30 protein-coding genes are annotated in these 26996 nt (G+C 65.5%); 12 read left to right on the top strand and 18 right to left on the bottom strand.

All coding sequences use genetic code 11. From position 1 onward, the window contains the following. Positions 1-20: 20 nt before the first annotated feature. Positions 21-518 carry a pantetheine-phosphate adenylyltransferase gene (coaD, locus tag WDM94_08740; protein ID MEJ0012702.1) on the bottom strand — a complete coding sequence of 166 codons (498 nt, stop codon included), beginning with the start codon at positions 516-518 and terminating at the stop codon, positions 21-23. A 245-nt stretch (positions 519-763) separates the two neighbouring features. On the opposite strand from coaD, the gene WDM94_08735 reads away from it, so the two are divergent. Continuing rightward, entirely contained in the window at positions 764-973 is a 210-nt protein-coding gene (locus tag WDM94_08735) for a hypothetical protein (protein MEJ0012701.1), read from the top strand. Between the two features lie 90 nt (positions 974-1063). On the opposite strand, the gene WDM94_08730 is transcribed toward WDM94_08735, so the two are convergent. The 9 genes from WDM94_08730 to WDM94_08690 form a co-directional block, all read right to left on the bottom strand. Then, positions 1064-1843, bottom strand: a complete 780-nt coding sequence (locus tag WDM94_08730; protein MEJ0012700.1) for a WYL domain-containing protein — start codon at positions 1841-1843, stop codon at positions 1064-1066. A 56-nt stretch (positions 1844-1899) separates the two neighbouring features. After that, the gene (locus WDM94_08725) at positions 1900-2373 is read right to left on the bottom strand and encodes an SRPBCC family protein (protein MEJ0012699.1); all 474 of its coding nucleotides are present in this window, start codon (positions 2371-2373) and stop codon (positions 1900-1902) included. Then, positions 2370-3143: a DNA alkylation repair protein gene (locus WDM94_08720; protein ID MEJ0012698.1), complete on the bottom strand. Its 774-nt coding sequence runs from the start codon at positions 3141-3143 to the stop codon at positions 2370-2372. The genes WDM94_08725 and WDM94_08720 overlap by 4 nt, the downstream gene beginning before the upstream one ends. Continuing rightward, a complete protein-coding gene (locus tag WDM94_08715) occupies positions 3143-3613 on the bottom strand; it encodes a VOC family protein (protein MEJ0012697.1) in 471 nt (156 codons plus the stop codon). The genes WDM94_08720 and WDM94_08715 overlap by 1 nt, the downstream gene beginning before the upstream one ends. Positions 3614-3624: 11 nt before the next feature. Next, a complete protein-coding gene (locus tag WDM94_08710; GenBank protein MEJ0012696.1) occupies positions 3625-3981 on the bottom strand; it encodes a metalloregulator ArsR/SmtB family transcription factor in 357 nt (118 codons plus the stop codon). A gap of 252 nt (positions 3982-4233) precedes the next feature. Further along, positions 4234-5043 carry a GGDEF domain-containing protein gene (locus WDM94_08705; GenBank protein ID MEJ0012695.1) on the bottom strand — a complete coding sequence of 270 codons (810 nt, stop codon included), beginning with the start codon at positions 5041-5043 and terminating at the stop codon, positions 4234-4236. Positions 5044-5216: 173 nt separating this feature from the next. Next, complete coding sequence (gene gyrA / locus WDM94_08700; GenBank protein ID MEJ0012694.1) at positions 5217-7901, bottom strand: DNA gyrase subunit A; 2685 nt, start codon at positions 7899-7901, stop codon at positions 5217-5219. A gap of 149 nt (positions 7902-8050) precedes the next feature. After that, a complete protein-coding gene (locus WDM94_08695) occupies positions 8051-10108 on the bottom strand; it encodes a hypothetical protein (protein ID MEJ0012693.1) in 2058 nt (685 codons plus the stop codon). Positions 10109-10134: 26 nt separating this feature from the next. Further along, positions 10135-10482 (bottom strand): DUF1810 domain-containing protein, encoded by a 348-nt coding sequence (locus WDM94_08690; protein ID MEJ0012692.1) that lies wholly within the window; start codon positions 10480-10482, stop codon positions 10135-10137. 1016 nt (positions 10483-11498) lie between these two features. On the opposite strand from WDM94_08690, the gene WDM94_08685 reads away from it, so the two are divergent. Beyond that, positions 11499-12233 (top strand): hypothetical protein, encoded by a 735-nt coding sequence (locus tag WDM94_08685; protein MEJ0012691.1) that lies wholly within the window; start codon positions 11499-11501, stop codon positions 12231-12233. A 51-nt stretch (positions 12234-12284) separates the two neighbouring features. Here the strand turns inward: WDM94_08685 and WDM94_08680 are convergent, their stop codons facing one another. Continuing rightward, positions 12285-12803, bottom strand: coding sequence for a DUF1003 domain-containing protein (locus WDM94_08680; GenBank protein ID MEJ0012690.1), 519 nt, complete (start codon positions 12801-12803; stop codon positions 12285-12287). Between the two features lie 161 nt (positions 12804-12964). Between WDM94_08680 and WDM94_08675 the strand changes: the two genes are divergently transcribed. From WDM94_08675 to WDM94_08665, 3 genes are all read left to right on the top strand, one after another. Beyond that, positions 12965-13852: an SDR family oxidoreductase gene (locus WDM94_08675; protein ID MEJ0012689.1), complete on the top strand. Its 888-nt coding sequence runs from the start codon at positions 12965-12967 to the stop codon at positions 13850-13852. A 250-nt stretch (positions 13853-14102) separates the two neighbouring features. Then, positions 14103-14369, top strand: a complete 267-nt coding sequence (locus WDM94_08670) for a DUF1488 family protein (GenBank protein ID MEJ0012688.1) — start codon at positions 14103-14105, stop codon at positions 14367-14369. Positions 14370-14383: 14 nt separating this feature from the next. Continuing rightward, entirely contained in the window at positions 14384-14647 is a 264-nt protein-coding gene (locus WDM94_08665) for a hypothetical protein (protein ID MEJ0012687.1), read from the top strand. On the opposite strand, the gene WDM94_08660 is transcribed toward WDM94_08665, so the two are convergent. The 3 genes from WDM94_08660 to WDM94_08650 form a co-directional block, all read right to left on the bottom strand. After that, a complete protein-coding gene (locus WDM94_08660; protein MEJ0012686.1) occupies positions 14644-15204 on the bottom strand; it encodes a GDYXXLXY domain-containing protein in 561 nt (186 codons plus the stop codon). The two genes, WDM94_08665 and WDM94_08660, sit on opposite strands and share 4 nt — an antisense overlap. Beyond that, the gene (locus WDM94_08655) at positions 15201-16649 is read right to left on the bottom strand and encodes a DUF2157 domain-containing protein (GenBank protein ID MEJ0012685.1); all 1449 of its coding nucleotides are present in this window, start codon (positions 16647-16649) and stop codon (positions 15201-15203) included. Before WDM94_08655 ends, WDM94_08660 begins: the two co-directional genes overlap by 4 nt. A 116-nt stretch (positions 16650-16765) precedes the next feature. Beyond that, positions 16766-17539 carry an MBL fold metallo-hydrolase gene (locus tag WDM94_08650; protein ID MEJ0012684.1) on the bottom strand — a complete coding sequence of 258 codons (774 nt, stop codon included), beginning with the start codon at positions 17537-17539 and terminating at the stop codon, positions 16766-16768. Positions 17540-17660: 121 nt separating this feature from the next. Between WDM94_08650 and WDM94_08645 the strand changes: the two genes are divergently transcribed. Then, positions 17661-18347, top strand: a complete 687-nt coding sequence (locus WDM94_08645; GenBank protein MEJ0012683.1) for a MarC family protein — start codon at positions 17661-17663, stop codon at positions 18345-18347. A 350-nt stretch (positions 18348-18697) separates the two neighbouring features. Here the strand turns inward: WDM94_08645 and ssb are convergent, their stop codons facing one another. The 3 genes from ssb to ligD all read right to left on the bottom strand — a co-directional run bounded on the left by ssb (position 18698) and on the right by ligD (position 22292). Continuing rightward, complete coding sequence (gene ssb / locus WDM94_08640) at positions 18698-19192, bottom strand: single-stranded DNA-binding protein (GenBank protein ID MEJ0012682.1); 495 nt, start codon at positions 19190-19192, stop codon at positions 18698-18700. Positions 19193-19412: 220 nt separating this feature from the next. Further along, positions 19413-19613: a hypothetical protein gene (locus WDM94_08635; protein MEJ0012681.1), complete on the bottom strand. Its 201-nt coding sequence runs from the start codon at positions 19611-19613 to the stop codon at positions 19413-19415. A gap of 108 nt (positions 19614-19721) precedes the next feature. After that, complete coding sequence (gene ligD, locus WDM94_08630; GenBank protein MEJ0012680.1) at positions 19722-22292, bottom strand: DNA ligase D; 2571 nt, start codon at positions 22290-22292, stop codon at positions 19722-19724. Positions 22293-22398: 106 nt separating this feature from the next. Here ligD and WDM94_08625 point away from each other — a divergent pair, with 106 nt between their 5' ends. Continuing rightward, positions 22399-22572, top strand: a complete 174-nt coding sequence (locus WDM94_08625) for a CsbD family protein (protein ID MEJ0012679.1) — start codon at positions 22399-22401, stop codon at positions 22570-22572. 267 nt (positions 22573-22839) lie between these two features. Here WDM94_08625 and WDM94_08620 read toward each other — a convergent pair whose 3' ends face one another. Next, complete coding sequence (locus tag WDM94_08620) at positions 22840-23736, bottom strand: Ku protein (GenBank protein MEJ0012678.1); 897 nt, start codon at positions 23734-23736, stop codon at positions 22840-22842. Between the two features lie 248 nt (positions 23737-23984). On the opposite strand from WDM94_08620, the gene WDM94_08615 reads away from it, so the two are divergent. The 5 genes from WDM94_08615 (at position 23985) to WDM94_08595 (ending at position 26916) form a co-directional block, all read left to right on the top strand. Next, entirely contained in the window at positions 23985-24989 is a 1005-nt protein-coding gene (locus WDM94_08615; protein ID MEJ0012677.1) for a glycosyltransferase, read from the top strand. A 91-nt stretch (positions 24990-25080) separates the two neighbouring features. Continuing rightward, positions 25081-25461: a metalloregulator ArsR/SmtB family transcription factor gene (locus WDM94_08610; protein ID MEJ0012676.1), complete on the top strand. Its 381-nt coding sequence runs from the start codon at positions 25081-25083 to the stop codon at positions 25459-25461. After that, positions 25442-25879 (top strand): SRPBCC domain-containing protein, encoded by a 438-nt coding sequence (locus WDM94_08605; protein MEJ0012675.1) that lies wholly within the window; start codon positions 25442-25444, stop codon positions 25877-25879. Before WDM94_08610 ends, WDM94_08605 begins: the two co-directional genes overlap by 20 nt. 9 nt (positions 25880-25888) lie before the next feature. Further along, entirely contained in the window at positions 25889-26386 is a 498-nt protein-coding gene (locus WDM94_08600) for an SRPBCC family protein (GenBank protein ID MEJ0012674.1), read from the top strand. Beyond that, positions 26386-26916, top strand: coding sequence for an SRPBCC domain-containing protein (locus WDM94_08595; protein ID MEJ0012673.1), 531 nt, complete (start codon positions 26386-26388; stop codon positions 26914-26916). The genes WDM94_08600 and WDM94_08595 overlap by 1 nt, the downstream gene beginning before the upstream one ends. Positions 26917-26996: the final 80 nt, after the last annotated feature.

The raw sequence follows: 26996 nt of genomic DNA, 5'->3' as shown, positions 1-26996 counted from the left end.
CGGGCGGAAGAGATGAGAGATCAGCGCGCGCGGCGCGCGGCGATCGCCTTGGCGACATTGGCGGGCACGAACGGCGAGACGTCGCCGCCCATGCCCGCGATCTGGCGGACAAGCGTGGCGGTGATGTGGCGAACCGTCGGCGACGACGGCAGGAAGACGGTGGCAACCCCGCCGGCGAGCGACGCGTTCATCGCCGCCATCTGCATCTCGTAGTCGAGGTCGCGCGAGTCGCGGAGGCCGCGCACGATGAAATCGGCTTTCGCCGCGCGCGCCGCCTCCGCCGCGAGGCCCTCGAAATGGATCACCGCGACGCGCGCCGCGTCCTTCTTGCCGAGGCCCTTCACAGTGCCGGCGAGCATCGCCTTCCGCTCGGCGAGCGTGAACATCGGCGACTTGCCGGGGTTGACGCCAACCGCCACCACGACCTCGTCGGCGACCCGCAACGCCTGCCGGAGCAGGTCGACGTGGCCGTTGGTGACGGGATCGAAGGTGCCCGGAAAGAAGGCGATACGGGTCATTTGCGGCGGCTTTTAAAGGTCGCGGGCCCGAGCGGCAAGCCGCGGCGAATTTCAACATTACTTCAAATAGTTGGCGAATGTGACCGCCGTCATAGGCGGGCGGCTTCGGCGGCCCTAACTGGCCGGAAAGCGCCGATTTCGACGCACGCCTGAACGGCAGATAAACGCGCCCGTCCGGAACCGTTCAGGTGCAAAGACGTTTACTCGGCACGTTCGATCAACGGAAGGCAGAAGGAGAGACCGTCATGGCTCCCTGGTTCCATTCACTGGTTCTTGCGACCACGCTGGTCGCCACGGCCGCAGTCGGCGTTGCCAGCGCCTCGATGTTCCTGGCCTCCGACCAGGCGGCGCCCAAGGCCGACCGCCTGCCGATAGTCGCCGACTCGTCGCGGTACGTGACGGTCGAAACGCGCGCCGACAACGTCTCGACGCTGCACAAGGTCCAGATCGACTAACCGATCCTTTCCGAGCTTACCCCGAGGGCCTTCCGCCCCGAAGGCCCACCCGCAGAAGAACCGCCGGCCCCTCCCCGAGGCCGGCGGTTTTCATTTCTTAAGCGCCTTTCGTCTATCGGCACGCTCAAGACCTTTTACGATTGCCCACGCGGCATCCATTTCGGCATCTTTAACTTCGCCGTCCGCCAGCATCACTTCCATCATCGTGTCTGCGACGTCTGCCGCGTAGTCGTCGTCCTTCGCGACCTTGCGAAGTGCCGCTAAGGCCGATTGTCGTGTTGGAACCTGATTGCCCATCCATAATCTGGCGACCTGGTCAGGATGTTGCGCGGCCGGCGCGTACTGTCGAAGGCGTCGAACTGCGAAGTCTACGACGACATGCATTTCCGCCGGGTGCAACTCGCCATCCTCCATTGCGACGTAGAGCAGTACGCGTCCGCCGTCCCTAAAATGAATTGGCAGCATCGCTTGGGCCTGTGGATCGGCAATGTCCACGCCGAGGAGTTTCGAAAAAAACGGAGCTGCGCGGCCAAGCAGCTCCCCGGTCGTGTAGTCGTAAACTTCAACTATCCGGTCCACCCGAAATGTGCGCCAGTCTTGGCGGGAGAGGCACCATGCGTGAATATAGATGAGGTTGCCGTCTCGCAGAGCTTGACGGCATCGTATCGTGCGTGTCGATGGCGTGCCGGTGGCGTCCCGGTAGAGAATGCCAACTGATACGCCGTCGATGTCCACACCCGGCAAAGGCTCAAGCGTTGAGACGAAGTCATCGTCGCTCGGCGGGATACCGACCCGATGGCCTGGAACAGGCCGGAGACTAGGTTCCGGCCTCGCGTCAAGCAGCGCCTCAAGTGCCGTCCACGATCCCATTGCCCCACTCCGCCAGAGTGGAAATACAATCACAACTAGAAGGCGTGGAAAAGAGACTATCCCGCCGCCAAAACCCGATCCAGCTTCGCGTAACTCATCTCCATCCCGTCGGTCATGCCGGTCTTCAGCGCCGCGTCGCGCGCCGCAAGCGACGCGTAGAGGATCGTCAGCGACGCCGTCGTCTTGCCGGCCGCCTCGGTCAGCACCAGCGTCGTCACCGTCTCGCCGCCGCTCCAGTCGATGTCGAACAGCTCGGTCGCGACGATGCGCTCGGGCGCCGCGATCTCGCGGTAGCTGCCGCCCATGCCCATCGCCTCGCCGCCCGGCCCGCGCCACTCGTAGCGGTACTTGCCGCCGACCCGGAGATCGACGGTGCACACCGGCATCGTCCAGCCGGGCGGGCCGGTCAGCCACTGGCGGATCAGGTCGGGCCTGGTGTGCGCGTCGAAGACCAGGCGGCGCGGCGCGTCGAACACGCGCGTCGTGCGGACTTCACGATCGGAAAGCTTGGTCAGCGTGAGCTTCGTCATCTCGTCTTTCCTCCGGCGTCCTTCAGGTATCGCGTCCGCTCCGCCTGCGGCAGTTTCTCGATCGCGGTACGCAGCATCGTGCGCGGCATCGCCGCGGCGTGCTTCTCCAGAAATGCCGTGAGCCGCGTCTTGTCGCGCCGCCCGACTTCGCGCAGCATGCCGCCGGCCGCCTTGTGGATCAGGTCCTCGCGGTCGCCGAGCAGCGTCTCGGCGATCTGCAACGTGTCGTCGAACTCGTCGCGCTTGATGAAGGCGAACGTCGCGAGCATCGCGGTGCGCCGCTCCCACATATTCTTCGATCTTGCGAGCCGGCGCAGCACCGCCCGCGGGCGGTCGATCAGATACGCGCCGACGACGTGCCATGCGCCGAGATCGACTAGGTCCCAGGTGTTGATGCGGTCGTGGCGGCGCAGATAGAGGTCGTAAAGCTCCTTCCGGCGGCCAGCGGTCGTCGCCTTCCGCCGCATCTGCTTCGCCATGATCGACAGACCGCCGGCGCGAACCTCGTGGATCGGACTCTCGAGCAGCACCTCGATCTCGCCGGGTGCCATGGCGACGAATTCGTCGGCGAGCGCGAACAAACTGCCCATGCGTACGCCCATGAACACGTCCCCGGCGGCATAGTCGCCCGGGTTGGCCTTGAAATAGCGCCGGATCTTGGCGAGCTCGGCGTCGGACTGCAGCGCCTCGAGGCGCGCCACGAAGGCGGCGGCGGCGTCGGCTTTCGCCGGCGCTGGCCTGGCCTTCGCGGTGCGCGCCGCCTTCGCCATTATCCGGCGTATGCCTTGTCGAGGTCGGCGATGACGATCTTCTTCATCTGCAGCATTGCCTGCATGACACGGTTCGCCTTCACGGGATCCTTGTCGCCCACGTAGCGGACCAGAGCGTCGGGCACGATCTGCCACGACACGCCAAACTTGTCCTTGAGCCAGCCGCACTGTTCCGCCTGCGGGACGGCGCTGAGCTTGCCCCAGTAGTGGTCGACTTCCGCCTGGTCCTTGCAATGCACGTAGAACGAGACGCCCTCGTTGATCTTGAAGTAGGCGCCGCCGTTCAGGATCATGAACTCCTGCCCGGCGATCTCGAAGGTGACCGTCAGCAGCGTGCCCTTGGGCATCGGCCCGGCGTCGTCGTAGTGCGCGAGGTTGGTGATCTTCGCATCGGGAAACACCGACGTATAGAAATTCGCCGCTTCCTCGATGCGCCCGTCGAACCACAGGCACGGCATGATCTTCGACATTTGACCCTCTCCTATCGCTTGGTGCGCGTTCGTTTCTTTTCGCCGGCCTTCATCACCGCGAGCAGATCGTCGAGGCGGCGGTAGTTGCCTTCCCAGATGGCGCGATAGCGCTCGAGCCAGGCGTTTGCCTCGGCGAGCGCCTTGCCCTCGATCTTGCGCGGCCGACGCTGGGCCTCCTGGCCGGCCGAGACCAGCCCTGCCCGCTCCAGCACCTTGAGGTGCTTGGAGATCGCCGGCTGGCTCATGGCGAACGGCTGGGCCAGTTCCGCCACGGACGCCTGCCCGGTCGCCAGCCGCGCCAGGATGGCGCGGCGGGTGGGATCGGCGAGCGCCGTAAAGGTGGCATCGAGACGTTGCGACGGGGTCATTGCATAACCGAACGGTTCCAATACCGTGTAGTTATGTAGCGGACGCGACGTGAGGTCAAGCGCGAATTCCGGTGCCGATGCTAGTTCATGATGCCGACGCAGACGAAGACGCGGAGTTCCGCCCGCGCGGCACACTCTATCCCTCCCCGTTCGAGGGGGGACCGCGCGCGAGCGCGGTGGGTGGGTACGCCTCAGAAGAATATGCGCCGCTGATTCCCTTACCGCCGCTCAGCCACCGCGGCGGCAGCGGACTTACCCCACCGCGATGCGGTCGTTCGCCGGCTCGGGCAAGGCGCGCGGCTGGCGGCGGCGCGTCTCGTTGCGCGCGTCGCCGGCGAAGGCCCAGCGGTCGCGGCCGTTGGCCTTGGCGGCGTACACCGCGTCGTCGGCGGCCTTGAGCAGGCGGTCGACGCCCATCGCCGGCGCGCGGAAGGCGACGCCGATCGATACCGTCACCGGCTCGAGGCTGTCGCCGGCACCGACCCAGCGGTGCACCTGGCCGCAGATGCGGTCGGCGAGCCGCGCCACCGCGCTCGGCACCAGTTGGTCGGCGATGACGGCGAATTCCTCGCCGCCGAGGCGGGCGACGGTCCAGTTCGCCGCGCCGGCGGCGGCGACCTCGTCGCGGATAACGCCGGCGACGCGCTTCAGCACCATGTCGCCGACGTCGTGGCCGTAGGAATCGTTGACGCGCTTGAAGTGGTCGACGTCGATCATCATCGCCATCAGCGGCGTCGCCGGGTTCTGGTCGGTGGCGAGCGCGGGGCGCGCGAACTCGAAGAAGGCGCGGCGGTTGGGCAGTCCGGTCAGCGCATCGGTGTGCACCAGCCGCTCCAACTCCTGGCCGAGGCGCCGCTGCCGGCGCAGCAGGAAAAGCAGCGGCAGCACGGTTGCCGGCACCAGTATCGCCGGCAGCCCGATCACCAGCTCCAGCGCAACCGTCGGGAACGTGTGGCCTGTCGCGATCAGCGCCATGCGCGTCACGCCGTAGGTGAGCGCGGCGATCAGCAGCGTGGTGACCGCGGCAATAAAGACCGGGTGTCGGATAAACCGGACGAACATCGAGTGAAAACCCATCCCTTGAACGGCGCGGAGAATGGCGCGCCGCTCATGAACGGTAGCCTGCGATATTCGGTCGAATTTTAGCGATAGCGCGCGTGACAGAATGAGCGCGACATAATTTCTTCCACCGGTGATTTCAGGTCACCGGCGGCACCGGCAAGCGAAAAGTCGGACTATTCGCCGCCGCCCTCGCCTTCGGCCTCGCCGGCATCCTCGGTAAGCCGTTCGACCGACACGACCTTTTCGCCGTCGGCCGGGCGGAAGACGATGACGCCCTGCGTGCCGCGGCCGGCGATCCGGATGTCGTCGACCGGCATGCGGATCACCTGGCCGCCGTCCGACACGACCATGATCTGGTCGGTGTGCTCGATCGGGAACGAGGCGACCACCGGCCCGTTCTTGGCGTTCACCGCCATGGCGACGATGCCTTTGCCGCCGCGGCCGGTGACGCGATACTCGTGCGACGACGTGCGCTTGCCGTAGCCATTCTGCGACACCGCGAGAATGAACTGCTCGGCTGCGCTCATCTCGGCGTAGCGGGCCTGCGACAGCTCGCCGGCCGACGACGTCTCCTCCGAATCGGCGCCCGCCTCCTCCGGCTCGGAGTCGCCCCGCACGGCGCGGCTCATCTTCTGGTAGGCGGCGCGCTCGTCGGCGTTCGCCTCGAAATGGCGCAGGATCGCCATCGAGATGACGGTGTCGCCCTCGGCCAGCGAAATGCCGCGATTGCCGACCGAGTTGCGGCCGGCAAACACGCGCACTTCCGGCACGGGGAAGCGGATGCAGCGCCCTTCGGCGGTGGTCAGGATCACGTCGTCCTTCTCAGTGCACGTCTCGACCGAAAGGATCGCCTCGCCCTCGCCGAGCTTCATGGCGATCATGCCGGAACGGCGCACATCGACGAAATCGGACAGCTTGTTGCGCCGGACCGTGCCGCCGGTGGTGGCGAACATCACGTCGAGCGTCTCCCAGTCCGCCTCGTTCTCCGGCAGCGGCATGATCGTGGTGATGCGCTCGCCTGCCGACAGCGGCAGAAGATTGATCAGCGCCTTGCCGCGCGCCTGCGGCGCGGCCAGCGGCAGCCGCCAGACCTTCTCCTTGTAGACCTGGCCCTTGGAGGAGAAGAACAGGATCGGCGTGTGCGTGTTGGCGACGAACAGCCGCGTGACAAAATCCTCGTCCTTGGTCGCCATGCCGGTGCGGCCCTTGCCGCCGCGCTTCTGCGCCCGGTACGAATCCAGCGGCACGCGCTTGATCCAGCCGGCATGGGTCACGGTCACGACCATGTCCTCGCGCTGGATCAGGTCCTCGTCGTCGAGGTCGCCGAGCGTGTCCGCAATCTCGGTCTTGCGCGGCGTCGCGAACTCGTCGCGGATCTCGCGCAGTTCCTTCTTGATGATGTCGCGCACGCGCTGGCGTGACCGCAAAATATCGAGGTAGTCGGAAATCTCGGCGGCGAGCTTGTTCAGCTCCTCGTCGATCTCCTCGCGGCCAAGCGCGGTGAGCCGCGACAGGCGCAGCTCGAGGATGGCGCGCGCCTGCGCGTCGGAAAGGCGGACCACCGGCCCGTCGGCGCCCTCGCTCTCCTCCAGGCGATGGCGCGGATCGTCGACCAGTGCGATCAGCGGTGCGACGTCCTTCGCCGGCCACAGGCGCGCGATCAATTCCTCGCGCGCCTCGTTGGCATCCTTGGAGGCGCGGATGATGCGGATGATCTCGTCGATGTTGGCCACCGCGATGGCGAGGCCGACCAACACGTGGGCGCGATCGCGCGCCTTCATCAGCAGATACTTGGTCCGCCGGGTGACGACCTCCTCGCGGAAGGCGACGAACGCCTGCAGGAAATCCCTGAGCGTCAGCGTCTCGGGCCGGCCGCCGTTCAGCGCCACCATGTTGGCGCCGAAGGAAGACTGCAGCGCCGAGAACCGATAGAGCTGGTTGAGGACGACGTCGGCCATCGCCTCGCGCTTCAATTCGACGACGACGCGCATGCCCTGCCGGCTACTCTCGTCGCGGATGTCGGCGATGCCCTCGATGCGCTTGTCGCGCACCATCTCGGCGATCTTCTCGATCATCACCGACTTGTTCACCTGATAGGGAATCTCGGTGATGACCAGCGCCTCGCGGTCCTTGCGGATCGTCTCGGTGGTGACGCGCCCGCGCACCAGGATCGAACCGCGCCCGGTCAGGTGCGCCGAGCGGATGCCGCTGCGGCCGAGGATGATGCCGCCGGTCGGGAAATCCGGGCCGGGCACGATCTCCATCAGCCGCTCGATGTCGATGCCGGGATCGTCGATCATCGCAATGGTCGCGTCGATGATCTCGCCGAGGTTATGCGGCGGGATGTTGGTCGCCATGCCGACGGCGATGCCGCCGGCGCCGTTGACCAGCAGATTGGGGAAGCGCGCCGGAAGAACCACCGGCTCGTTCTCGGAGCCGTCGTAGTTCGGGCGGAAATCGACGGTGTCCTTGTCGATGTCCTCCGTCAGCGTATGGGCGACCTTGGCGCGGCGCGATTCCGTGTAGCGCATCGCCGCCGGCGGATCGCCATCGACGGATCCGAAATTCCCCTGCCCGTCGATGAGCGGCAGGCGCATGGAAAAATCCTGCGCCATGCGCACCAGCGCGTCGTAGATCGACTGATCGCCGTGCGGATGATACTTGCCCATCACGTCGCCGACGATCAGCGCGCACTTGCGATAGGGCTTGTTCCAGTCGCGCCCGTTCTCGTGCATCGAAAAAAGAATGCGCCGATGCACCGGCTTCAGCCCGTCGCGCACGTCGGGCAAAGCACGGCTGACGATCACGCTCATCGCGTAATCGAGATAGCTCCGCCGCATCTCGTCGGAGATCGAGATCGGATCGAATTGGGGACCAGTGCCCTCGGGGCTATCGGCGCCGGGGGGCGGGGTTTCGTCGGCCAAAACGGACCTTGGGAATCAGTGGAATTTGCCTACGGGAATATGGGGTTTGGCGGTGCGGAAGGCAAGGCCGAACAAGCAGGCAGTTAAGGTTTGCCTTCGGCTGGGTTGCTCGCACCGAACGGCTTTTCGATTGTGGGCACTAGCCTGTCAAACTCGGCGATGTCCTCATCCATTTCTTTAGAGGGCTCCCATTTATCCCAGATGGAAAACACACCATCGAGTGGCCGTTCCGAGTGCACGTTATGCAACAATACGGTCCACCGATCCTGCTTTTGCTTGTATTTGTGCCTTCGCCCGACACGCTCTGCCGTTTCGATTGCCCCCCGGTGGGAGGAATTCACGGCAACGTATGACAGTCCGCCGAAATGGGTTCTCACGCTAAATGCGCTGAAGGCCTTCCCCCCACGAACCCGATCTTGTGCCACGCCGGCGTTGTGCATGAAGTCGGCAATGGCATCCGACGAGAAGTCGGCAAGGTCTATCGCGGCACCCGCTGTTTCTGGTGGACCTGCTTTCAAGAACGATATCAAGCGCCCCGCTTCCGCATTCAACATTCGCTGCTCTAGTTTCGGGAAGCTGGGTTTTTGTGCGATGTGCAACTCTTTGCGAATCCAATAATCCTCAATCTCTGTCGCGAAGCCGCTCGAGATCAGAACGCGATCAAATTCGCCGTCGGCATACAGCCGATCCTTGAGATGGAATCCGAGAAAATTAAACTCGCTGTCGCTCGCAAATACGTCAAAAAATCTTGATCGTTGCTGAAGGTAGTAGAGTACCTCCACTGGGTCGCCGAGCACCTCCAAAGCGACCTGCAAAAAGAAAACGTCAACAACAACCGGCTTTGCTTCATCAACGGGCTTTAGCAGCCTGTCGATCAGAATGGGCAATGACGGAAAGTGATCCGACAGGATCACGATTGGGAATGTTCGCGTTACGAATAGTATGCGGCTCGCTCTCTGATTGGCGGCAACGAACTCGGCACCTTCCTTGATCAGCTGGGCAAAATGAGTTGCTTGATCATACGCAGCTTGAACAGCGTGTTGAAAATCAACCTCCAACGTCCCAGTGTCGCCCGCCCTTGCTTTTAGCGTTAGGCGCTTTGACTTGGCTTGGATGACGAGTACAAATTCTCCGTACACGATTAGGACATCGGCTTCTGCGAGCGTGACTCCCTTCGCTCCGTATATGGTGGCGTTAAGAAAGACGTGTTTTTTACCAAAGACTTTCTCGGCCTGATAGGCGATCTGGCTCTCAAGAAATTTGCCGCGGTGAATGGAGGCGGTATCTCTGTATTGTACGTCCGCCAACATCCAATAATACGGGCTTTCATAGACGGACTCTGCGAGAGCATATTCTCCGCTGCAGTAGATGTACTCCCCGAACGCAAGGAGCGGTTTCGCCTTCGCTTCGTTGTGCGTAAATGGGTCAGTGAAAGAGAAATTGGATTTCTGTATTGGGCAGGAAAATAGCGCCAAGAACGCCTCCGCCTTGTCCCCAAACTTGTCCGTCAAAAAACGCTTGGGTACTATGAGACCTGACGTGGTAGAGGGAGCGTCAGGCGTCTGCCCTTCCTTTTCCGCGGCCTCGAAGACCGCAGTCATTTGCCCACTGAAGTGCGTGCCGAGTGCGTCCGCGATTTCGACGATTGATCCAATTGAAATTTTTTCGTTTCTTAAAAACCAGTCCCAATCCTCCCGGTAACGCTGCCGCGCGAACGCAAGATATTGGGAAGGGAAAGCGGACTGTGCTCCGTAGTAAATTGCCTCCTTTGCCAAATCACCCAACGTCGGCTCATCGGCAGCGCTATCCGAACGGATCGAAGCGCGCATCGGCGCTTCGAGGCTTTGGTGAAGTTCCTCAAGCAGCGCATCCGCGCGCGCAGCTTGATCCTTAGCGTCGGCCACTACCGAATAGACTTCGGGCGATTCCGATTGGACCAGCAGTCCCGCCAGGAGACTGATCTCATTCTGGCTTAGCCTAGAACGCGCGAGCCTATCTACTCCACCGACCGGAGAATATCCTTGTGGTGTAGGGCGCATAAAAATGTCCCTCGCCTGGAGGAACGAAAGCGCGTGCAGAAATCCTGGCTCAGTCGCCAGCACCTTAAGGTCCAGAAAAATTTGGTGCATCTGCCGCGCCATCGGTCTCTGTATACAACCGCGTGCGACTACATCCCAAACAACTCCATCGACGACCGAAACTTCATCGCGTCGAGCCCGCCGAATATCGCCTCCAGCGTCGCGCCCTTCGCTACCGCGCCTTCGACCAGCGCAGTGCATTCCTTGAGGCGCGCGCCGAGTACCGGGTGCGCCAGATACGCCCGCGCCTCGGCGGCGGAGCGGATGGCGTAGCGCTCCGACATGGCGCTGCGGCCGAGGCCCGCGGCTTGCGGGAAGATGAACCACATCCAGTGGCTGGTCTTGCGCCCTTCGCATAGCTCCGCGACGACGCGGTCGTAGACCGGCGCCTGCGCGTCGAGGAAGCGCTGAAGGTCAAATAGATCGTCGGCCGTCATGCGTCGCAGTCTATCGATCCGCCCGCCGCGGTCATCACCCGGCTCAACCCGGTGATCCATGCCACGCCTCCCGCGAGGACGCGCGCCCCCTCCGCTGGTCGTCCTTCGGCGGCACGAGCGTCGATGGAGGCCCAGTCCCCTCCCGCCTCCGCCCTTTGCGTGCGCGGCGCGTGTCCTCCAGTCGAGGTCTGCGGCTTCGCCGAAGGATGACGGCGGGAGGAGAAAGTTCGGCGCGGGGACAACTAAAAAGACTTATGCCCGCCCTCCTCCCCCATTCCATATTCGCACGCAGCGACACCCGCCGAGGGTCGTGACCGGTACCGTCCGGCTCGCGGGGTGTTGTCGTGGCGCCCGCTCGCGTCGGCCTAACGGACCGGCGTGATCGGGAGGCGCCCTCTAACCGCCGGCCGGCACTACGACCGGTCGCCGATGATGCCGAGAGGCGCGGCCTCTCGGAGTGCGGGACGGGCTGCAGTCAGTACGGCACGCGCTTGCGGCGACAAGCGGAGTGGCCCCAGGCGCCGCAGCGGGATCGAGGACGGAGCGCAAGAGAATGTGCGCCGCCTGCCCACGCGCCGAGTGCGGTAGGGAAGCCGAAAGACGCCACGGCGGGCGCTCGGCGAGCGCCTCGAAATGCGGACCGCCCGCTCGGCACTTGCCGGGCGCCCGCCCACCCTCGGATTGTGAGGGGCAAGAAGATCCGACCGGGAGCGAAGACTCAGGCGGCCGGACGACAGGGAGGATCAAAACTCGGGCCGATGCCGGTCGCGAGAAGGCGAACCTACACGCGGAGCCAAGCCCCCTTACCGCTTTCCCCGCTAAGGCGGGGATCCAGGAGTCCAATCACGCACCGGATGTGAGGATGATGAATCTGGATCCCCGCCTGCGCGGGGAAAGCGGAGGTAAGAAGCCACCTGCCCATCACACGCTTTCGTTGAAACTTACCCGACGTTAACCATGACCATGTCTGATCCGCCCCACGGTCGCGGCGGTCGCGACTCACCTTGAGGGGCGACATGAAAATGCGGATTGGAGTTGGACTGACCGTCGCGGCGTGCGCCGCTTTTGCCTCGGCGGGCCATGCCGCCGATCTCTCGACGCCGGTGCCGACCATGGCGCCCGCCGCTTCCGGGCACGAGGTGTTCTTCGACGGCTCGCTCGCCGCGGTCTACTCCGCCAACTCCGCCTCGCCGTGGAGCGCGGTGATCAGCGGCCGGGCCACCGTCCTGTCGAGCAGCGGCTGGGGCGCCTCGATCACCGGCATCGATCAGGCGAGCCTTTCAGGCGTCTCGGTCAATGTCGTCGGCGGGCAGGTCGATGTGTTCAAGAATTTCGGTGCCGGCGCGCTCGGCGCGTCCTACGCCATCGCCAGCGGCAATGGCATCACCATCTCGGGCGTCGGCTTCTCCGGCGCGCTGTTTGCCGGCAACGCGCAGCTCCGCGGCAGCATCACGCACTCCTTCGCCAGCGCCCCGGTTCCGGCTTTAACGAGCGTGACGGGCCAGATCGCCTACTACTTCACGCCGAACACCGAAGGCTACGTCGGGGTGGCGCAGGCGTGGAACGATGCTTCCGCGAGCGGCACCTCGTTCTCGGTCGGCGCCGAGCACAAGTTCCAGTCGAGCCCGTTCTCGGTGTTCGGTGGCCTCGCCTATTCGACGACGGCGAGTTCGCTTGCCGCCACCGTCGGCGTCCGCTTCACGCCGTCGGCGCTCAGCCTGCAGGATTTCACGCGCAAGGTTCCGTTCTAGGCCCGCCCCGCGTTGCGCTAACGGACGAGCGGTCGCCGGCCGCTCGTCCGTTCATTCGTTCCGGCCCTTGCCTTCCGCATCGGCCGCCGCGTCGCGAAGGTCGCGCGCGATGGTGTCGATCGAGGTGTCGCCCGAAAGTTCGTGGCTCTCCTTGTCGGTCACGGCATCCTCGACGCCGAGCTGCCGGCTCAGCCGCTCCAGCATCTGGATGATCTTGGTCGCCTCCTGCTCCGACAGCAGGTTGACCTGCAGGTCGAGGTGGTTGCGCCGGTCGGCGCGCCGGCTCATGCGGTCCTGGCGGATGAGCACGAACGCAGTCAGCGTCACCGCCTCGAAGGCAAGCACGCCGGCCAGAAGCGGAAACGGGTACGGATCGAAGCCGCCCTCGCCGAGGTTGACCGCGATCCACACCGCCACGACGGCGACCTGCACCGCCACGAACGACAGCGTGCCGACAAAGCGGCCGACCGTCTCCGCCGCCCGCTCGGTGGCGCTGCGGTCCTGCTCCGCTTCCTGCTCGAGGCGGATGATCGCCTCGATGTTGTCCTGCGAGGTCGTGGTTTCGGGCATGGCGGCTCCGGGGCGGGAGCGCCAGCATATCCCGAGTCCCGGTTGAGCGCGGTTACCGCTAGGTGACTAACCTCCCGCGACGTGCCGCCTTCCAAGTGGCCGGCAGCCCGCTACCTACAGGCACTCACTTTTTCCTCACCAGCTTTCCAAAGGAGCGTGACTTGGCCAATTTCAGCGGCGCGACCATCGGCGTTACGGGAGCCAGCGGCAAACTCGGCCGCGGCGTCATCAAGCACCTCCAGGCTGGCGGCGCCAAGCGCATCGTCGGCTTCACCCGCGACCCGGACAAGGCGGGCGAGCTTGCCGCCTCGGGTGTCGAGCTTCGCCGCGCCGACTTCGGGGATCCCGCCCACCTCGGCGCGCAGCTTGCCGGCGTCGAGCGGCTGCTGGTCATCTCGACCGACACGCTCGGCGGTCGCGCCGAGCTGCAGGTCGCGGCGATCGACGCGGCGGTGAAAGCCGGCGTCCGCCACCTGCTCTACACCAGCATCACCAACCCATACCCCGACACCAACCCGAGCGCCGTCATCCCGAACTCGCATTACTGGACCGAGGTGCGGATGGCGGCGAGTGGCGTCGACTTCTCGTTCCTGCGCAACAATCTCTACACCGACTACCTGATCCCGGTGGCGCAGCAGGCGGTCGCCAGCGGCACGCTCTATCACGCCGCAGGCGCCGGCCGCCGCGCCTACGTCACGCGTGAGGATTGCGCCGGCGCCGCAGCCGCTGCGCTGCTCACCGCCGAGGGCAAGCACGTCATCGACGTCAGCGGCCCAGAGGCATTGTCCGGCGACGACCTCGCCGCGATCCTCAGCAAGGTTTCCGGCAAGCCGGTGAAGGCGGTCAGCATCCCGTCGGAGGCGCTGGTCGCCGGCATGGTTCAGGCCGGGATGCCGGCCGAGTTCGGCGGCGTCATGGCGCACTTCGACAGCGACGCCGCCAAGGGCCTGCTCGGCGTCGTCTCGGGCGACGTCGAGCGGCTCACGGGCCACAAGCCGCGCTCGGTCGCCGATTTTCTCGCGGCCCACAAGAGCGCCTTCGCCGGCTAGACGCGTCTCCAATACGCCGGCTCGCGTTGTCGGGCCGGCATACTTTCCGCCGCTCGCCGAGCGCTACGCTGACTAAATAATCGGAAAATACACGCGGGCGCTTTTCTGAAGCAGTGCTTTGCGCCTTTGGATTATCCTGTCTCTCTCCAGATATCCTTTGCTTGCTTGTAAATATTAGTTTCGACATTACCTATCGATGGGCGCACAAGATTTTGCCACGGGGCGGTCCGCGCGCCCCATGAGATTCACAATGACCCTCGGATTTCCCAATCCCAGCCGCAGCTACGATGCAAACCATCATCGCATCCGCTTCTGGGCGCACGATGGCGCGCAGGAGGTGACGTTCTTCATCGAGGACGGCGCCATCTTCAAGATCGCGCCGCGCACCGGCAATGCCGAGGCCGCGATCCTCGCGGCATTCGACGCGGCACGCGACCGCATCATGGCCGCCGCCGCCAAAGTCTTCTCGCCGTCGCAGCCGCGCGCCTTCTACGTGCTGGCCTCCGGCGACTTCTGACCACGGAGCAACCGATGACGACCCGCACCACCAGCAAGACCGTCACCTTCGTGCATCCCTTCCACCTAGAGGGCATCGAGGGCGTCGTGCCCGCCGGCAGCTACGTTGTCGACACGGATGAAGAGACCATCGACAGCGTTTCCTTCGTCGCGTGGCGGCGGACGACGACGCTGATCCGCGTTCCCGTCGGCGGGGCCACGCAGACCTACGCGATCGACCCGGAAGACCTCGAGGCGAGCCTCTTCGCCGATGCTTCCGCCGCGGTTGAGCCGGCCTAGTAGGGCGCCTCTTCGAAGCGCGGTTGGCCGTCGACCAGCAGCCGCTTCAGCGCGGCGCGGCCGTCGCCCGCCACAGCGACGTCGACGCTGATGCGCTGCTCGTTGCGCAGGCCTTCCAGCTCGCGGCCGGTGCCTTCCGGCACGAAGAATTTTTCCAGGTTGTAGGTCACGCCGTAGGTCCAGCAGGTGTCGGCGTTGTCGCACGCGGTGCGCTCGTCGACATTTTCGACCGTGCCGGTGAGGAACGTGCCGGATGCGGGCGGCTCGTGGCTGATCGCGGTGGCGGCGCCGTGGTCGTCGAGCGTCACATGGATCGCGTCGCCGACGTGAAACGCGTCGTCGCCGGCAAGCGCATCGGAGCGCACGCTGGAGATCGGATAGTTCAGCGTCACGTAGTCGCCGCGAAAAAGATCGTGCGGGTCGATTGGCACGACGGCGAGGTTGATCACCTTGCCGTTCGCCAGCAGTTGCGCGCGATCGTAGACGATCCAGCCGAGCAGCCCGGCCTGCAGCAGGAACGCGAGGATGATGCCGAAGGTGTAGGACGGCAGCCTCATGGCTTCGCCTCCCCTTCCCCGCCTTCCGAAGCTGGCGGCGCCTCCGGGATCTCAACGGTGCGCAGCGGCTCCGGCAGGTCGGGCACGGGGATCGGCTCGAGCGCCGGTGGCGATGCCCTGAGGCCGGCGAGAATTGCCGCCGCGGTCGCGCGCCGCGTCAGAATGCGGTCGATGCGGAAGAGCACGAACGACAGCGCGATGAACAGCACGCCGCCGACGAGGAAGGCGAGCGCGGTATCGAGCCGCGAGCCGATGGTGAAGACGTAGAGGTAGATGACCTCCAGCCCGAAGGCGACGAGGCCGATCGACTTGCCGATCGGGTGGCGGCCGGACTGGCCGAGCGTCACCGCCCAGAGCGAGGCGAGAACCACCAGCACGCCGCCGATGACGTTGCGCACCAGGTCTTCGGGCGGCTGGACGAAAGCGAACGCGATGGCGCCCAGCGACAGTACCGCAACTGCGGCAACATCGGTCACGGTCACGACCTTCCGCGTGAAAGCAAACGCGACGAGCAGGACCGCCGCGCCGGCCGCGACCAGCGCCGGCACGAGATCGTCCTCGCCGGCGTGCATCGGATGATCGGCGCCCTGCAACAGGCCGAGCGTCAGGAGGACGGCGAACAGTCCTGGCCACAGGATCGCTTCGCCCAGCGCGCCGACCCGCGTGCCGCGGAAGCCGGCGAGCGCCGCGCCGAGCGACCAGATCGCGAAGCTTGCCGCGACGTAGAGCATTGCGCCGCCGGCAAAGGTCCACTGGTGGGCGTCGCCGAACCCGAAGATGGTGAGCGCCACCCAGTACATCGCCGCGATCACCGCGACGATGCGGCCATAGTGCGAATTCTGCACCGTCGAAACGAGAACGCCGATGGCGATCGCGGCGAGGCTCGGCCAGTGCGGCTGGATATGGCTCTCGCCCGTCGCCAGCCACGTCCAGTAGCCGGCGCCGACGAGGCCCAGCACCGTCATGGTCGGCGAGCCGGTGAACAACGCGGCGCCGAGGATGCCGGCCTCGAACAGCATCACCGCGCCGGCGAAATCGCCGGCCAGGTGGTAGGTCTGGCCGATGAGCGCGATGGCGCCGGCGTAGATCAGGCCGCCGGCGAGCACGCCCGCCTCGGCGAAGATGCGAAGCTTACGGCGGTCGAACTGGAAGGCGGCGGCGTAGGCGACGAACATCGCCGCGACGATCAGCACGAAGCGGGCGATGCGTGGCACCGCCTCCCACTGCGCGCCGACCCATGCCAGCACGGCGAGGCCGACGAGCAGCGCGCCCAATGTTCCGAGAATGGCGGAGAGGCCAAACGCGGCGCGGCCCGAGCGCACGTCGCCGTCGTAGTCGCCGGCGGTGGCGAGGATCGCCGCGGCGCCGTCGGCATTGACCCAGCCGGCGTCCAGCCATTTCGGCAAATCAGCCGCAAGCCGCTTACGGTACGCCGCGTCCTGCATTCACGTCCCGCCCCTGACCCCGCGCCGCAACATAAACATGGCACGCGGACTTTCCGCAACCGCTGCGTGGCGCGCCCCGTTCTTCCCGGCGCCGCCTGGCGAAACAGCGGCTGCGCTCAGGGCACGGCGATCTCCGTAGCAACACCCGGCGTCAGCAATCGCAACTGCCTGGCGAAGCCCAGCGCGTTGAACGATACGTCGAGGTCGTTCGCCGTCTGCTTGAAGTGGGTCCAGCTATCATAGTGAACCGGCACGATGACGGCGTCGGGAAAGGCGTGCGCGGTCTCGACGACGTCGTTGGTATTCATGGTGAGGTGAAACGGCGCGCGCGTCTGCGCGGCGCCGGCGAACGGCATGACGATACCCGGCCGGAAGCGCCGCGCGACTTCCGCGACGCCATCGTACCAGACGGTATCGCCGGTGACGTAAACGGGGCGTGTTGCATCGTCGAACTCGATCACGAAGCCCACCACGTCGCCCGCGATCGGCTCGACGCCGGCCGGCCCGTGCCGCGCCGGCGTCGCCGTCACGCGCGCGCTGCGGCCGTTCGCGCCTTTCACTTCGGTCGAAGCCCAGGGCACAAAGCCCTCCACCGTTCCCCCGAGGCGCTCGGCGCCGCCCGCGGTGGTAAGCACCCGTCCGGCACGCGCCAGATACGCCCGGCCGGAATCATCGAGATTGTCGGCGTGCTCATCGTGGCTGAGCAGCACGGCGTCGACACGACCGACCTGATCGGCGCTCAGCGCCGGGCCCGCCGTCTTTTCCAGCGTGGTGGAATTCGGCCGCTTGTATTGGCCGGGCGCGTCGAAGGTCGGGTCGGTGAGAAAGCGCAAGCCGCCCGCCTCGATCAGAGCCGTCGGGCCGCCGATCAGCGTAATCCGCACCCCCATCGCTCGCTCCTGACATCACGCGGCCTGAACAGGCGCGTAACCGGATAGCCGTGACGCACCGCGGCGGCAATCCCCGCCGGCGCAACCCGAACTGCGTTATTATGAGGGGGTCACTGGCGCCATGCCCGCGCGGCTGGCACGATCCGGCGAAACGAGTCTAGCCGGGGCCAGCGTGGACTACCTGCTCTCCGCCATCGTGACGCTGTTCGTGACCATCGACCCGCCGGGTCTGGCGCCGATCTTCGTCGTGCTGACGGCGGGGCGGACGCGCGCCGAGCGCCGCGCCACCGCGATCCGCGCCACGCTCATCGCCGGCGCGGTGCTGATCGGCTTCGCGCTGGTCGGCGAGCCGCTGATCGGCTTCCTCGGCATCTCGCTGCCGGCTTTCCGCATCGCCGGCGGGCTGCTGCTGTTCGTCATTGCCTTCGAGATGGTGTTCGGGCGGCGCGAGGAGCGGAAGTCGGTCGCGGCGCAGACCGCGGTCGAGCGCGACGACCTCCGCCACATCGCCGTCTTCCCGCTGGCGATCCCGCTGATCACCGGCCCGGGCGCGATCTCGGCGACGATCCTGCTCGCCTCGCAGGCGCATTCGCTCGGCCTGATGGCCGGGCTGATCGCCATCATCATCGTGCTGATCGCGGCGTGCCTGGCGGTCTTCCTGCTGGCGCACGACCTCGAGCGGATACTGGGCGAGACCGGCCGCATCGTGGTCAGCCGCCTGCTCGGCCTGATCCTGGCGGCGCTCGCCGTGCAGTTCGTGGTCGACGGCATCACGACGATCGTGAAGGCGGCCGCGGCGACGCCGTAGCTTCCTCCCACTCACCTTGCGAAGGCCGCGGCACCGAACCCGTGTCAACGCGTGCGGGACATCCCCTCCACCGCTCATCCCCGCGAAAGCGTGGATCCAGGAATGAGGTCGCGGCACAGACACAAGCCTCTCGCCGAATTGAGACCTCGGTCCCCACTTTCGCGGGGAAAGCGAATGGATGTTGCGCCGGCGCCTCGTACCCTCGTTCGTCACCCCGGCGAAAGCCGGGGCTCCAACGCTGGACGCAACTGCGCGTCGGCGTTCGCTGAACTCACTGCGTTGAATTCCGGCCTTCGCCGGAACGGCGATGGCCCGGAACGACCGTCCGAATAAAAACCGCGAACGAATGCCTAGAACGGAATCTCGTCGTCCAGTTCCTCGGCAAGCGACGGGCCGCCCGAGCGGCCGGCGCGTGCCGGCTCGCGCCCGCCGCCTTCCATCGGGCTGGAGCGGCCGAAGTCGCCGCCCTCCTCGCCGCCGCGTGGGGCGCCGTCGCGGCCGTCGAGCATGGTCAGCGTCGCGTTGAAGCCCTGCAGCACGACCTCGGTCGAGTACTTCTCGACGCCGGCGGTGTCGGTGTACTTGCGCGTCTGGAGCTGGCCTTCGACGTAAACCTTGGCGCCCTTCTTCAGGTACTGCTCGGCGATCTTGGCGAGATTCTCATTGAAGATGACGACGCGGTGCCACTCCGTCTTCTCCTTGCGCTCGCCGGTGTCCTTGTCGCGCCAGTTTTCCGAGGTGGCGACGCTGAGATTGACCACCGGCTTGCCCGAATTCAGCCGGCGGACTTCCGGATCGCGGCCGAGATTGCCGACGAGAATGACCTTGTTGACGCTACCCGCCATGACCTGACGCTCCTGCTAACCAAATGTGCCGTAGCCGCTTCTGTTTCCCGGCGAACCTAACCGCTTAGCCCGGCCGGCGATCCGGCGACCAAAGTTATCCACAGGCGGCTGCACCTGTTCCCTATACGTTCTCATATTGGGACGCCCGGCGCAAGGCGCAAGTCTCCCTTCCGCCGGGGCCATACGCATCCGTCGACCGAACGAAGCCTGACAGTGGAAGCTACTGCTTGGCGACGCCGGCCGGCTTGTCGCCGTTCATCGCCGCGATTGGCGGCCGCCGCGTCTTGCCAGCCAGCATGGCGCGGGCTTCGGAGCGGCTCGCCGCCGTCTGCGTCTGGATCGCACCGTCTGCAAAAGTCACCACCAGGAACGGCAAGCCGATCTTCGGCGGTGAATAGATGACGCCTGTTGTATCGCCCATAGGTCCGCACTCCTCTGACGCATTACCCAACGCGTTAACTATACACTGACGGCGTCCGGATTTCGACCGTTAGATTCGAGACTTTCGGCGCGATAATACTTCGCCGGCTTACTTTGATCCGAGTTTGTCGAGCGGCAATATTTGTTTGACGGCGAAGTAATCTTTCCACGGATCGGCCTTGCGCTTCAGCAGCAGCGCCGCCGCATTTTCGACCGTCGCCTCATGGGCGGAGGGAAGCTTAGCCAGCTCAGTCCATGCCAGCGGCCAGGCCACCGGCGCGCCCTTGCGGGCCCGCGTCGAGTACGGCGCAATCGCGGTGGCACCGCGGCCGTTGCGCAGGTAGTCGATGAAAATCTTGCCCTTGCGGCGCGCCTTCGACATCTCGGCGAGGTAGCGGTCCGGGTCGTCGTTGGCCATCGTGCGGGCCATCGCCTCGGCGAATGCCTTGACGTCGTCCCAGCCGTACTTCGGCGTCAGCGGCACGACGACGTGGATGCCCTTGCCGCCGGTCGCCATCGGAAACGACACGAGCCCCAGCGACTTCAGCCGGTCGCGCATTTCGCGGGCGGCGTCCTTCACCCCCGCGAACGTCACCTCCTCGTCGGGGTCGAAGTCGAAGACGATGCGGTCGGGCGAATCCAGTGTTTTGTTGTGCGAGCCCCAGATGTGCAGCTCGAGCGCGCCCATCTGCACCGCCGCGATCAGCCCGTCCTCGCCGCTGATCGTCAGGTAGTCGCCCTTGGCTTCCTTCTCCTTGATGCTGACCTTGCCGAAGGCGGCGGGGAAACCCATTGAGGCATGCTTCTGGAAGAAGCAGTCGCCGTCGGCGCCGTCCGGGCAGCGCACGATCGACAGCGGCCGGTCGACGACATGCGGCAGCATCAGTTTTGCGACCGCGCGGTAATAGTCGATGAGGCTGCGCTTGGTGATGCGCTCGGCGGCGTACACCAGCTTGTCGGGATGGGTGACACGCACGCCGCCGATGGTCAGCGTGCCTGAATCGCGTTGGTCGTTGGTGACCGTGATGATGGCGGATGGCTTCGGCGGATCCTTCGCGGGTTCCTGGGGCATCTCGCGTTTGACCTCCTTCGCCTGCTTGTCGGCGCGCAGCCCCTTGAAGGCGCCGTGGCGCACGTACCCTTCCTCCGTCCAGCCGGTGAACTCGACTTCGGCGACGAGATCGGGGCGGACGAATTTCGATTTCCGCGCGATGTCGCGGGGCACATCGTCGAGCGGCGGCTTGGCGAGCGGACGCTTCGCCAGCTCCTTCCACACCGCCTGCAATTCGCGTTCGCCGTAGCCGGTGCCGATCTTGCCGCGATAGGTCAGCTTGTCTTCCTCGCGCGTCGCCACCAGCAGCGACGAGAACGGCCGGCCCTTCACGGTCGATGGCTGCCAGCCGACGACGATCAGCTCCTGCCCCATGCCGCACTTCACCTTCAGCCAGCCCTTGGTGCGCCCTGCCCGATACGGCGCCTCGGCGCGCTTGGAGACGATGCCTTCCAGCTTCATCTCGCACGCCTGCTCGAAGGTCTGGCGGCCGTTGCCAACGACGTGGTCGGAATAGAACAGCGGTCCGGCCGAGGGCTGGTCTTCCAGCAGCTTCTGCAGCTTCTTCTTGCGCTCCACGAGCGGCAGCTTGCGAAGGTCGACGCCGTCAAGCGCCAGCAGGTCGAAGGCGTAGTAGACGATGCCGCCCTTGCCCTCGGCGATGGCGTTCTGCAGGCGGCCGAAATCGCTTTTGCCGCTGTCGTCCTGGACGACTGCTTCGCCGTCTAACAATGCCGAGCGGCACGGCAGATCGGCGAGCGGCTGGACGATAGGGCGGAACTTGTCGGTCCAGTCGAGACCGGTGCGGGTGTAGATCGCCGCCCGCCCCGCGCCGACCGCCGCCTCGACCCGGTAACCGTCGAACTTTATCTCGTGCAGCCATTCCTTGCCGTCGGGCGGCGCCTCGACCAGCGAGGCGAGCTGCGGCTCGGTCCATTGCGGCGGCTCCTGCCGCGCGCCCTTCGGCGTGGCGCGCTCGCGCGGCTTGCGCTTCTTCTCCCCGGGGTCGGCGGCGAGTTCCTTGATGCGGCGACCCTTCACCCACTCGACGTTGCCCGAGGCGATCTCCTCCATCGTCCGCCCGCTCCTGACGCTGGTCAGCGCACGCTCGATGATCGGTTTCTTCTCGGCCTCGGCGTATTCGTCGCGCTCCTTGATCAGCAGCCAGTTGTCGGCCTTGGAGCGCTTGTCGCGGTTGTGCTTGATCTGGACGAGGACCCATTTTCCTTTGAGCCGCTCGCCGTGGAGGATGAACTTGAAATCGCCCTTGGCGAGCCCCTCATCGACGTCGCCGACCGGCTCCCACGTCCCCTCGTCCCACAGCATCACCGTGCCGCCGCCGTAGTTGCCGGCGGGGATCGTGCCCTCGAAGTCGCCGTATTCCAGCGGGTGATCCTCGACGTGGACGGCGAGGCGCTTGTCCTTCGGGTCGTAGCTCGGTCCGCGCGTCACCGCCCAGGACAGCAACACGCCGTCATGCTCGAGGCGGAAATCGAAATGCAGCCGCGTCGCGTCGTGCTTCTGGATCAGGTAGCGGTGCCCGCTGCGGACCGGGCGCGCCTCCCCCGCCGGCTCGGCGGTCTTCTTGAAGTCGCGCTTGGAACGGTAGGTCTTGAGACGATCGGCCATGGCGAGAGGTTACAACGGCCCTGCGACGTTGTCGTTCCTGCGCCTATGGAACGAAGGCGGCATGGCTGGCGTTGTTCCATCATTCGAAACACCAGCGAGGTCAATCATGGATAAGGATCGCGTGGAAGGCTCGGCCAAGCAGGCCAAGGGCACCGTGAAGGAAGCCGTCGGCAAGATGACGGGCGACTCGAAGCTCCAGGCCGAGGGCAAGTCCGACAAGGCGGCGGGCAAGATTCAGAACGCCGTCGGCGGGCTGAAGGATACGCTGCGCGGCAAGTAGCAGCATCGCTGCAAACATTTGGGGCCGGTTCGCGAATGCGGGCCGGCCTTTTTCACGCCTGGACGTGGCGCCCATTGGTCACCTCTCCCGGAGGATGAGGGATTGAGCCTTATGAGCGCAACGAATTAGACGAAAAGGGCGAAGGGCCAGGGACAGGAGTTCTAGGCCTCACGGTCCCTAACCCCTCACCCTTTGTTTCTCGTTCGCTTCGCTCTCAAGAAACGAAGCCCACTCCCTCCAGGGAGAGGTGACCAACTGGCGGCGCCGCTATGCCGCGCGCCGCTTGGCCGCCGGCTTCTTCTCCGCCTTGGCCTTCGCCGCCTTGCCCTTCTTGGTCGGCGCCGGCGCGTCCGCCGCGGCAGCCTTCTGGCCCTTAGCGGGCGCACCGCCGCCCTTCACGCTCCGCTTCAGCGCGTCCATCAGGTTGATGACCTTGGCGCCGAGCTGCGGCTCCTCGATATCCTGCGGCTTGCGGTGCTCCATCTTGGCGTCGATCAGTTCGCGGAGCGCGATGTCGTACTGGTTCTTGAACACCTTCGCGTCAAACGGCTTGGCCTTGCGCTCGATCAGCTCGGTCGCCAGCGACAGCAATTCCTTCTCCGGCTTGGCACCGGGCACGGTCGAGAAAAACTGCTCCGGGTTCTGCAACTCGTCGGCGTAGCGCAGCGTCTCGATGATGAGACCCTTGCCCTGCGCCTTCAGCGCGACGACGCTCGCCTGACCGCGCGCGACGAGCTGGCCGAGGCCGATTTTCCTGGTCGCCTTCAGCGCATCGCGGAGCACGACGTAAGCCTCGCCGGCGACGTCGTCCTCGTCGGGCGCGACGAAATACGGCTTCTCGAAAAACATCGGGTCGATGTCGCCCTCGTCGACGAACTGGACGAGATCGATCGTGTGCTTGGCCTCGAGCTTCACGTCCTCGATCTCCTCGTCGGAGATCAGCACGTACTTGCCCTTCTCGACCTCATAGCCCTTGACGATGTCGTCGGCATCGACGGCGCCGACGCCGGGCACGACCTTCTCGTAGCGGATACGCTTGCCGCTCGGCTTGTGGATCTGGTTGAACGAGACCCGCGCCGCGCTCTTCGTCGCGGAGAAAACCTGCACCGGGATCGACACCAGCGCCAGGCGGATCTGACCTGACCAATACGCACGCGCGGCCATTCGCTTACTCCTGGAAACTCGGAAACTCGGTCGGGAACTCAAGACGACAACGCCGGCCAGCAAGGACCGGTTCCCGCCGCACACAAGCGGACAAGATACGCCGCCGCGGGTTAACGCTCAAATACTTGGCGGAAATGTGAGATTTCGTTCGCGGTGCGTTCGCGTTCGCGGGGCGGAGCACTGGCGCCGGACCGGTGCCGTCCCGTAACATGGACGCGGTCTGGTGCTGAGTACGGGGAATACGAGAAATGGCGCGGCGGAATGCCGTTGTGCTGGTCGCAGACGCCGCCCAATTTTCGCCCTCAATGTTCCTCGCTCACCGGCTGCGGACGCTTAACAGGCGACCCGACGTCGATATCATCGTGGCGAGCAACGCGCCGCCCTTGCTGGCACAAGCCCGCGCCTTCGACGCCGACCAGATGGTCCTGGACCTGACCTCGGTCGATAGCGGGCGCCGCCTGCCGGTGCGAAGCTATCTCACGCGGGCGACCTATCTGCGCCTGTTCCTCCCTGGCCTGCTCCGCAGACGCTACGCCCGCATCCTCTATCTCGACAGCGATGTCTATCCGGAGTCGGAGCAGGTCTTCCGCCTGTTCGATCTCGACATGGGCGGACATGCGGTGGCCGCCGTGCGCGACCTCAACGTGCCGTTTGTTCCCAGTCACCACAACGCGGACGAACTCAACGCGACCCTGGGCCTGAAGGGGGACGTACGGTTTATCGGCCTCTTCGGCGCAAAGTATCTGAACGGCGGAGTCGAGCTCTTCGACGTCGACGCCTTCGTTGCTGCGCGCCTGGAAAAGAAGATGATGGAGCTGTTGAGGGGTCGTCTGGCGAATCCGCTGTGGATGGATCAGACGCTGTTGAACGCGGTGTTGCGCACCGACTGGCTGGAGCTGTCGCCGAGCTTCAATCTTATTACCCGCGCCTGGCTGACTTCCCTCCGCCATTTTGCGCCGGCCGCCATCGTGCACTTCACCGGCCAGCTTAAACCGTGGAGCAACAGCTTCGCGCTCGATCACCCGGCCCGCGCCGAACTGATCGCGTTTTTGGCGCGGTCGCCGTGGCGCACCTTCATCATCGAGGCGAATCGCGTGCTGACCGGCTCGCCAGCGCCACCAATCGAGCAGCCGGTACCCTGGGGTCCGGTGGGCGCAGCCGCGATAATTCGTTACCTGCGCGAGACGTCCTTCGCCGATGTCGAACAGGGTTTGACGACTCTGAACCCTGCCGCCCTTCCGGCGAGCTTCTGAATCGCGACGCGAAGCCGCTTGACGAACGCATCCACGCGCTGTATTTCACCTCTCAGTTAATTAACCACCAGGTTTACCACAGAGCCACGCCATGCCGACCGACCGCCTCAGCGCCACCTTCTCCGCCCTCGCCGATCCGACGCGGCGCGCCATCCTTGCGCGCCTGGCGCTCGGCGAAACGTCGGTCACGGAATTGGCGCAGCCGTTTGCCATGTCGCTCCCCGCCATCTCCAAGCACCTGAAGGTGCTGGAGCACGCCGGCCTGATCGTGCGCGGGCGCGAGGCGCAGTGGCGGCCGTGCCGCATCGAACCGCAGGCGCTGAAGCCGGTCGACGACTGGCTCGAGAAATACCGCCGGCTCTGGGAGGAGCGGATCGACCGCCTCGAGGCGTACCTCGAGAAGCTCCAGGCCGAGCGCAAGGTTTCAGCAAAGACCCCGAAGGAGAAGAAGCGTGGCCCACCCCGAAAATAAGGACAAGACCGTCACCATCACCCGCGTCGTCAACGCGCCGATCGCGCTGGTGTGGGAGGCGATGACCGAGCCCAAGCACCTCGTCCACTGGTACCACGCCGACGAGGGTTGGACGACGCCGTTCGCCGAGATGGAGATGAAGAAGGGCGGCAAGTTCCGCATCGGCTTCGCCTCGCCCGACGGCAAGAACGACTTCGTCTTCGGCGGCACCTTCACCGAGGTCACGCCGCCGACGCGCATGGCCTACACCATGGACGACGCCCGCCCGGCAACGGTCACGCTGACCGAGCAAGGCCCGAAGCAGACGAAGATCGAAGTCGAGTTCGGGCTGGAGACCACCTTCAGCGCAGAGCAGCAGCGCGAAGGCTGGACGCTGATCTACGTCCATCTCGAGCAGTACCTCGCCACGCTGGCTTAGGAGCGCACGATGAACACGCTGAAAGTCGAAACCCCGGCCGGCGAGCCGATCATCGTCATGTCGCGCACCTTCGACGCGCCGCGCGCGCTGGTGTGGGAGGCGATGACCCGGGCCGAGCATGTCGCCCGCTGGTGGGGTCCGCGCGAAATGAAGACGACGGTGGCGCGTCTCGACGTGCGGCCGGGCGGCGGCTGGCGCTTCGTCCATACCGCGCCCGACGGCCGCAGCATCGTCTTCCACGGCGAATATCGCGACGTGCAGCCGCCGAAGTGCATCGTCCAGACATTCGGCGTCGAGGGCATGTACGACGGCCGCTTCATCGTCGAGACGATGACCCTGGAAGAGGTCGGCGACCGGACGCACTACAGGGTCGTCTCGCATTTCGAGAGCCTCGCCGACCGCGACGGCATGATCGCCTCCGGCATGGAGCGCGGCGCCAACGACTCGATGGAACGTCTCGAGACCCTGCTCACCGAACTGAAGCCATCCAACCGGAGGACTGCCTGATGAATGCCGCCACAGCCGCCCGCGCGGGCGAGACGCCCGACCACCAGATCGTCATCCCCCCGGGCGCTAAACACTTCGAGGTCGTGCGCACCTTCAACGCGCCGCGCGATCTCGTCTTCGAGTGCTACACGCAGCCGAAGCACATGGTGCAGTTCTGGGGCCCGCACGGCGGCACGGTGCCGGAGTGCCGCATCGACCTGCGCGTCGGGGGCGTCTGGCGCGTCGTCATGCGCTTTCCCAACGGCAGCGAGTTCGGCTACTCCAGCGTCTACACGAAGATCGAGGCGCCCAAGTACCTCGCCTGGCGGAACGCGCCCGACGACTGGAAGTTCGGCCTCGACGGCCTGCCGCCGGTGGAACTCGTCTCCACGCTGGAGCTCGAGGATCTCGGTGACAATCGCTCGCGCATGAAGCTGACCGTGACCTTCCTCAGCACGGCCGCCCGCGACGAGGCGATCCAGCGCGGCTTCACCGGCATGGTGACGCAGGGCAACGAGCGGCTCGACGCGTATCTCAAGACGCTTGGCTGATCGCAACCTCCTACGCGGGACCCCAACCACCATGCTTCGCATGGCGCCCCTCCTCATAGCCGGGGAGGACAAGCGGAGTT

The organism is Bauldia sp. (assembly GCA_037200845.1).
Taxonomy (GTDB): domain Bacteria; phylum Pseudomonadota; class Alphaproteobacteria; order Rhizobiales; family Kaistiaceae; genus DASZQY01.
This window is presented reverse-complemented; position numbering and strand designations above follow the sequence as displayed.